Origin of the sequence: Streptomyces sp. NPDC059456, assembly GCF_042750055.1 — a bacterium.
In the GTDB taxonomy this organism is placed as follows: domain Bacteria; phylum Actinomycetota; class Actinomycetes; order Streptomycetales; family Streptomycetaceae; genus Streptomyces.
Window position 1 is genome coordinate 1 of sequence record NZ_JBHYVA010000442.1, and the last position, 7,256, is coordinate 7,256.

The 7,256-nt window shown below is 75.6% G+C and carries 6 protein-coding genes and 1 pseudogene; 2 read left to right on the forward strand and 5 right to left on the reverse strand.

Annotation, left to right across the window (positions count from 1 at the left end; translation table 11 throughout):
* The 4 genes and pseudogenes from ACFXA3_RS29630 to ACFXA3_RS29645 form a co-directional block, all read right to left on the reverse strand.
* Window positions 1-500, reverse strand: a pseudogene (locus tag ACFXA3_RS29630) (virginiamycin B lyase); the annotation flags it as partial.
* A gap of 299 nt (window positions 501-799) precedes the next feature.
* Window positions 800-1,825, reverse strand: coding sequence for an NAD(P)/FAD-dependent oxidoreductase (locus tag ACFXA3_RS29635; RefSeq protein ID WP_385191629.1), 1,026 nt, complete (start codon window positions 1,823-1,825; stop codon window positions 800-802).
* A complete protein-coding gene (locus ACFXA3_RS29640) occupies window positions 1,822-2,406 on the reverse strand; it encodes an isoprenylcysteine carboxyl methyltransferase family protein (RefSeq protein WP_385191631.1) in 585 nt (194 codons plus the stop codon). Before ACFXA3_RS29640 ends, ACFXA3_RS29635 begins: the two co-directional genes overlap by 4 nt.
* 4 nt (window positions 2,407-2,410) lie before the next feature.
* The gene (locus ACFXA3_RS29645) at window positions 2,411-3,472 is read right to left on the reverse strand and encodes a type III polyketide synthase (protein WP_385191632.1); all 1,062 of its coding nucleotides are present in this window, start codon (window positions 3,470-3,472) and stop codon (window positions 2,411-2,413) included.
* Window positions 3,473-3,548: 76 nt separating this feature from the next.
* On the opposite strand from ACFXA3_RS29645, the gene ACFXA3_RS29650 reads away from it, so the two are divergent.
* The gene (locus ACFXA3_RS29650; protein WP_385191634.1) at window positions 3,549-4,562 is read left to right on the forward strand and encodes a UbiA family prenyltransferase; all 1,014 of its coding nucleotides are present in this window, start codon (window positions 3,549-3,551) and stop codon (window positions 4,560-4,562) included.
* 70 nt (window positions 4,563-4,632) lie between these two features.
* Here ACFXA3_RS29650 and ACFXA3_RS29655 read toward each other — a convergent pair whose 3' ends face one another.
* Window positions 4,633-5,682 (reverse strand): PHP domain-containing protein, encoded by a 1,050-nt coding sequence (locus ACFXA3_RS29655; RefSeq protein ID WP_385191635.1) that lies wholly within the window; start codon window positions 5,680-5,682, stop codon window positions 4,633-4,635.
* A 151-nt stretch (window positions 5,683-5,833) separates the two neighbouring features.
* Between ACFXA3_RS29655 and ACFXA3_RS29660 the strand changes: the two genes are divergently transcribed.
* On the forward strand, window positions 5,834-7,195 hold the full coding sequence (locus ACFXA3_RS29660) for an FAD-dependent oxidoreductase (RefSeq protein ID WP_385191637.1): 1,362 nt from the start codon (window positions 5,834-5,836) through the stop codon (window positions 7,193-7,195).
* The last annotated feature ends 61 nt before the right edge of the window (window positions 7,196-7,256 follow it).

Below are 7,256 nucleotides of genomic sequence, written 5' to 3' on the forward strand. Positions count from 1 at the left end.
GCGTCGGCCTGGTTGAGGGTGAACCACAGGGCGCCGTCGGGTCCCGTCGTGAGGAAGGACGGGAATCCCCCCGCGCAGGGCAGCGGGAACTCGCGGACCGCGCCGTCCGTGCCGATCCGGCCGACGCGGTCGGTGTCCGTGCAGGTGAACCACAGGCCGCCGTCGGGCCCGGCCGCGATCCCGTAGGGTCCGCCGGCGGCGCCGGGCAGTGCGTACGAGGTGGACGCACCCTCCACGGTGATCCTGCCGATCCGGTGGTCGCGGTGGCGGGTGAACCACAGGGCGCCGTCGGGTCCGGGGGCGATCAGGGTGGGGCCGCAGTCGGGGGAGTCGAGTGCGAACTCCTCGACGAGGCCGGTCGCGGGGGTGATGCGGGCGATCCGCCCGGCGTGGACGAGGGTGCACCACAGGCGGCCGTCCGGCCCGACGGCGAGTGCGTACGGCCCGGAGCCGGCGGTGGGGAGCGCGTGGGTGCCGAGCAGGGTGAGGGAGCCGGTCAAGTGGGGCGTCCTTTCGAGAACGGTGCGGGATTCAGTACGGTCCGGCCGCGGACGGGCGGCGGCCGGGGGCGGCCAGGGGGCGGCGGCCGTCACGCGCGGGCGCTGGCCGGGGCGGGCGCCGGGGCGTCGGCCGCGGCGGAGGACGGGGCGGAGGACGGGGCAGGCGCCGGAGCATGAGCCGGGGCGTCGGCCGCCGCGGGGGACGGGGCCCGCAGGGCGAGCCGCGGGGCCCGGCCCCCCGGGCCCCCCCCCCGTGGCCTGCCCGGCCCGCAGCCCGGGGCTGCGACCCGCAAGGCCCGCTAGGCCAGCAGGTTGACCCCGTGGGTGAAGACCCGGGGCAGCCGCGCCGCCAACGGGACGATCCGCCCCGCGAGCCGGGGCTGCTGGCGGGCCCAGAGCAAGGACGCGGTCAGCGTGCGGTAGCTGCGCGACAGCTCCCGCCAGGCCCGCTCGTACGCCTGCGGCCGGCCCTCCCGTACGCAGCGCACGAGTTCGCCCGCGGCGGTCACGGCCAGGGTCAGCCCCTCGCCGGTCAGCGCGTCCACGTACCCCGCGGCGTCCCCGACGAACAGCACCCGCCCCGCGACCCGTACCCGGGCCCGCTGGCGCAGCGGACCGGCGCCGCGCACCTGCGAACCGGCCGCCGCGGCCAGCCGTGCGCACAGCAGCGGGAACCGGGCCAGCTGTACGTCGAACGGGGCGCGTTCGGTGGTGAGGACCGCCACGCCGACCCGGTCGGGCCCCAGCGGGGTCACGTAGGCCTCGCAGTGCGCCGACCAGTGGACCTCGACCAGATCGCTCCAGGGCTCCACCGCGTAGTGCCGGCGCAGCCCGTAGCGGGGCGCGCGTCCCGGAGCGGGCGGCGCCGCGAGGCCCAGGGCGCGCCGGACGGGGGAGTGGAGGCCGTCCGCCGCCACGAGGTGGCGGGCCGTCAGGCCGGCCGCGCCGACGCGGTCGTCGTCCTGGCGGACCTCGCCGACGCGCCGCGCGAGCACCCGCACGCCCAGCCGTTCGGCCCGTTCGGCCAGTGCGCCCTGGAGGACCGTCCGGCGGGTGCCGAGACCCGGCCCGGCGCGGAACCGCCCCTCCGCGTGCAGGCCGCTCGCGCCGTCCAGGTAGCGGATCCCGTGGAACGGCCGGCCCGGTACGGACACGCCCAGGTCCCCGAGCCGGCGCACCGCGCCGGGCATCAGGCCCTCGCCGCACGCCTTGTCGATCGGGGTCGGGCGCGGCTCCAGCACGACGACCTCCATCCCGGCCAGCGCCCCGTGGATGGCCGTGGCCAGTCCGGCCGGGCCGCCGCCCGCGACGAGCAGGTCGATCACCGGGCCCTGCCCTCCGCCGGTACGGGGCTGCGGTAGACCGGCGCGGCATGCGCCAGGGCGTCCTCCTCGCAGCGGATCCGCACGGCCAGCAGGAGGAGGTTGAGCACGGTGAAGCCGGCCGCGGTCACCCAGGCGGTGTGCACCAGGGGCAGCGCCGCGCCCTCCACCACGACCGCGACGTAGTTCGGGTGGCGCAGCAGGCGGTACGGCCCCGCCGCCACGAGCGGCAGCCCCGGGACGACCAGGACCCGGGTGTTCCAGCGCGTTCCGAGGGTGCCGATGCACCACCAGCGCAGGGTCTGCGCCGCCAGTACGAGCGCGAGTGCGGCCTGGCCCAGGACGGGCAGGAACGGGCGGTCGGCGACGAGCGGTTCCACGACGCAGCCCAGGAGCAGCGCGGTGTGCAGGGCGACCATCGCCGGGTAGTGGCCGCGGCCGTACTCGACGGCGCCGCGGGACAGGCTCCACCGGGTGTTGCGGCGGGCGATCGCGAGTTCGGCGAGCCGCTCGGCCGCGACGAGGCCGATGAGCAGCAGGTACAGGTCCGTGGGGTTCATCCGGGCCATCGGGTTCATCGACATGGGGTCACCAGCGCAGGAGGACGAGTTCGGAGGCGAAGCCCGGTCCGAAGGCGATCATCAGCCCGACGGAACCGGGGGCGGGCGGTCCGTCGGCCTGCATCGTGTCCAGGATGTGCAGGACGGACGCCGAGGAGAGGTTGCCGGCCTCCGCGAGCGAGCGACGGCTCGCCGCGAAGGCGGTGTCGGGCAGGGCCAGCGCGTCGGCCAGCGCGTCGAGGACCTTCGGCCCGCCGGGGTGGACGATCCACCGGTCGACGTCCGGCGGTTTGAGGTCGTGCCGCGCGAGGAAACCCTCGACCTCCTCGGCCACGTGCAGCCGGACCAGGGCGGGCAGTTCACGGCCCAGCACCATCCGGAACCCCCAGTGGCCGATGTCCCAGCCGAGGAGCCCCTCGGTGCCGGGGTAGAGGCGGCTGCGCGCGGCCACCACCGACGGACCCGGCCGGGTGCCGTGCAGCGGATGGCCGCGGCCCACGGCGAGCAGGGCCCCGGCTCCGTCGCCGAACAGGGCACCGGCCACCAGGTTCGCCGTCGAGGTGTCCGCGGGCTGGAGGGTGAGGGAGCACAGCTCGGTGGACAGCAGCAGGGCCGTGTGGTCCGGATGGCCCGTCAGGTGGTCGTGGAGGTGACCGAGTCCGGCGGCGCCCGCCGCGCACCCGAGGCCGAACAGCGGCAGCCGCCTGACGTCGGGGCGCAGACCGGCACGGGCCGCGATGCGGGCTTCCAGCGAGGGCGTCGCGAGTCCGGTCACCGTGGTCGACATGACCAGGTCGACCTCGCCGGCCTCCAGGCGGGCGGCGGCCAGGGCGGCGCCGACGGCGCGTGCGCCGAGTTCCTCGGCGGTCGCCACGAAGTGGGCGTTCGCCGTCCCGAAGTCGTTCGACGGACCGTAGCGTTCCAGCGGGAGCGCGAGGTGGCGGCTCTCGACGCCCACGGCGGCGTGCAGCCGGTGGAGCAGGGCGGTGTCCGCCCCCGGAGGCAGGAAGCGGGCGAGTGCCGCCGCGATCTCGGACTGGCGATAGCGGTGGGGCGGGAACACACTGCTCACTGCCAGAACACGCGTCATTGATTCAACATAGGGAACAACTGACACTTCGTGAGGAATGCGGCGTACCGGGCGCGGCGCGGCTTAGCGTGATCGCGTGCCCCCCGCCCGAGCCGCAGACGGAACCACACCCGACGCCACACCCGACGCCACACCCGGTGCCACGCCTGCCACCGCGCCTGCCGCGACGCGTGCCGCCGCGCCGTGCGCCGCGCCTCGGACCGCAGGGCCCGCGCCCGCCGCCGGTCCGCCTGCCGCCGGGCCGTCCGCCGCCGGTCCGCCCGCCGCCGCGTTCGCCCTGCTCAAGGCCTGCCACCCGGTGCCCGCGGCCGCCGTGACGCTGTTCACCGCCGCCCTGGCCGCCGCCGTGGGGCGCAGCCTCCCCGGAGCAGTGCTCACCGTGGCCGCCGTCGCCGCCGGGCAGCTGTCGGTCGGCTGGAGCAACGACCGCGTCGACCTCCGCCGCGATCTGGCGACCGGCCGCCGCGACAAACCCCTGGCCTCGGGGGCGGTCCGGCCCGCCGCCGTGACGGCCGCGGCCCTCACGGCGCTGCTGCTGTGCATCCCGCTGTCGCTGGCCGCCGGAGTGCCCGCCGGCTGCGCACACCTGTGCGGGGTGGCGGCCGCCTGGGCGTACAACCTGCGGCTGAAGGGCACCGCCGCCTCGTGGCTCCCGTACGCCCTCGCCTTCGGGCTGCTCCCGGCGTTCGTCACCCTCGGCCTGCCCGGGTCCCCCTGGCCGCCGTGGTGGCTGACGGCCGCGGCGGCCCTGCTGGGTACGGGCGCGCACTTCGCCAACGTCCTGCCCGACATCGAGGACGACCTGGCCACGGGGGTGGCGGGGCTGCCGCACCGGATCGGGGCGCGCCGCTCGGCGGCCGTCGGGGGGCTGCTGGTCCTCGGCTCGGCCGTGGCCCTGGTCGCCGGACCGCCGGGGCGGGTGCCCCCGTACGGCTGGGGCCTGCTTACGGCGACGGCCGCGGTGGTGCTCGCGGGGGCCGGGCGGCCGGCCGGCCGGAGCCGGATCCCGTTCCTGCTGACGATGGCGGTCGCCGGGGGCGATGTCGTCCTGCTGCTGGTGCGCGGAGCCGCCCTGGCCGGGCTCCGGTGAGCCGGTGCGGCCCCGCCGGACCCCGGGCGGCGGCCCCCCCCCGGACCCCGGGTGACAGCCCGGCCGGGCCTCAGGCGGCGGCCGCGGCGGGCGGGCGGCGGGTCCGGGTCCACTCCAGCAGCTGCTCCCGCGGCCACGTGTTCACGACCCGTTCGGCCGTCACCCCGCACTCCACGGCCCGTTCGCAGCCGGTCGGCTGCCAGTCCAGCTGGCCCGGCGCGTGGGCGTCCGTGTCGATCGCGAACAGCGCGCCGGACCCCACCGCCAGCCGCAGCAGCCGGCGCGGCGGGTCCAGCCGCTCGGGCCGGCTGTTGATCTCCACGGCGGTTCCGGACTCGGCGCAGGCGGCGAAGACCGCCTCGGCGTCGAACTGGGACTCGGGGCGGGTGCGGCCCGTGACCAGCCGGCCCGTGCAGTGGCCCAGTACGTCCATCAGGGGGTTGCGCACGGCCGCCAGCAGCCGCCGGGTCATCGCGGGCGACTCCATCCGCAGCTTCGAGTGGACGGAGCCCACGACGAGGTCCAGCCGGTCCAGCAGCTCCGGCTCCTGGTCCAGGGAGCCGTCGGCCAGGATGTCGCACTCGATCCCGGTGAGCAGCCGGAAGGGCGCCCACGTCCCGTTCAGCTCCGCCACCACGTCCAGCTGCTCGCGCAGCCGCTCCGGCGAGAGCCCGCGCGCGACGGTCAGGCTCGGGGAGTGGTCGGTGAGCACGGCCCATTCGTGGCCCAGCCCGGCCGCCGCCAGGCCCATGGTCTCGATCGGGCTGCCCCCGTCGGACCACTCGGAGTGCAGGTGGCAGTCTCCGCGCAGGGCCGCGCGCAGGGCGCGGGCGGCGGGACTCGCCGGCGGACCCGCGGGGTGCGCCGCGACCTCGTCCTCCAGTCCCTGCAGGTACGCGGGGATCGCCCCGCCGACCGCCTCGCGCACGACCTGGGCGGTTTTCGGCCCGATGCCCTTGACGGTTTCGAGGGTCCCCGCCTCGACGCGCTCCCGCACCCCGGACTCCCCCAGGTGTGCGACCGCGGCCGCGGCTTTCCGGAAGGCCTGCACGCGGTAGGCGGGCGCCTGCCCGCGCTCGAGCAGGAAGGCGATGCGCTCCAGCGCCGCGACCGGGTCCATGACTCCAGTGTGCCCGGCAACCCCAAGGATGTCTTGGGAAGGTCATAAGCTTTGTTTATGGGGTCATAAGCAGGGGGCGGGTGCAGGGTTAGGGTCCCCTTAGCTTAGGGTTCCGTTGATCCAGTTTTTTGTCGGTCGAAGGGAACCAGTCATGCCTCGCCCCCTGCGGGTAGCAATCGTCGGTGCCGGCCCCGCCGGAATCTACGCCGCCGACGCGCTGCTGAAGTCCGAGGCGGCCGCCGAGCCGGGTGTCTCCATCGACCTCTTCGAGCGGATGCCCGCCCCCTTCGGTCTGATCCGGTACGGGGTCGCCCCCGACCACCCGCGGATCAAGGGCATCATCACGGCCCTCCACCAGGTGCTCGACAAGCCGCAGGTCCGGCTGTTCGGCAACGTGGACTACCCGAACGACATCAGCCTCGACGAACTCCGCTCGTTCTACGACGCCGTGATCTTCTCCACCGGCGCCACCGCTGACCGCGCGCTCGACATACCGGGCGTCGACCTCGACGGCTCCTACGGTGCCGCGGACTTCGTGTCCTGGTACGACGGCCACCCCGACGTCCCGCGCACCTGGCCGCTGGAGGCCGAGAAGGTCGCCGTGCTCGGTGTCGGCAACGTCGCCCTCGACGTCGCGCGCATCCTGGCGAAGACCGCCGACGAGCTGCTGCCGACCGAGATCCCGGCGAACGTCCACGCCGGCCTCCGGGCCAACAAGGCGCTCGAGGTGCACGTCTTCGGCCGCCGCGGCCCGGCCCAGGCCAAGTTCAGCCCGATGGAGCTGCGCGAGCTCGACCACTCGCCCAACATCGAGGTCATCGTCAACCCCGAGGACATCGACTACGACGAGGGCTCGATCGCCGAGCGGCGGGGGAACAAGCAGACCGACATGGTCGCCAAGACCCTGGAGAACTGGGCGATCCGCGACATCGGCGAGCGCCCGCACAAGCTCTTCCTGCACTTCTTCGAGTCCCCCGCCGAGATCCTCGGCGAGGACGGCAAGGTCGTCGGCCTGCGCACCGAGCGCACCGAGCTCGACGGCACGGGCAACGTCAAGGGCACCGGGCAGTTCACCGACTGGGACGTCCAGTCCGTGTACCGCGCCGTGGGCTACCTCTCCGACGAACTGCCCAAGCTGCCGTGGGACGTCGAGAGCGGCACGGTCCCGGACGAGGGCGGCCGCGTGATGGAGGCCGGTGAGCACCTGAAGTCGACCTACGTCACCGGCTGGATCCGCCGCGGGCCGATCGGCCTCATCGGCCACACCAAGGGCGACGCGAACGAGACGGTCGCCAACCTCCTGGCCGACCACGCGGGCGGCCGCCTGCTGACCCCGGCCGCGCCCGCACCGGAGGCCGTCGAGGCCTTCCTGGCCGAGCGGAACGTCCGCTTCACGACGTGGGAGGGCTGGTACCGCCTCGACGCCGCCGAGAAGGCGCTGGGTGAGCCCCAGGGCCGCGAGCGCGTGAAGATCGTCGAGCGCGAGGACATGCTGAAGGCGAGCGGGGCGTAACGTTCGCGCAGTGCACGGGTGGGGGCCGCCCGCGGCGGCCCCCCCCCCGGTGTCCGGCCCC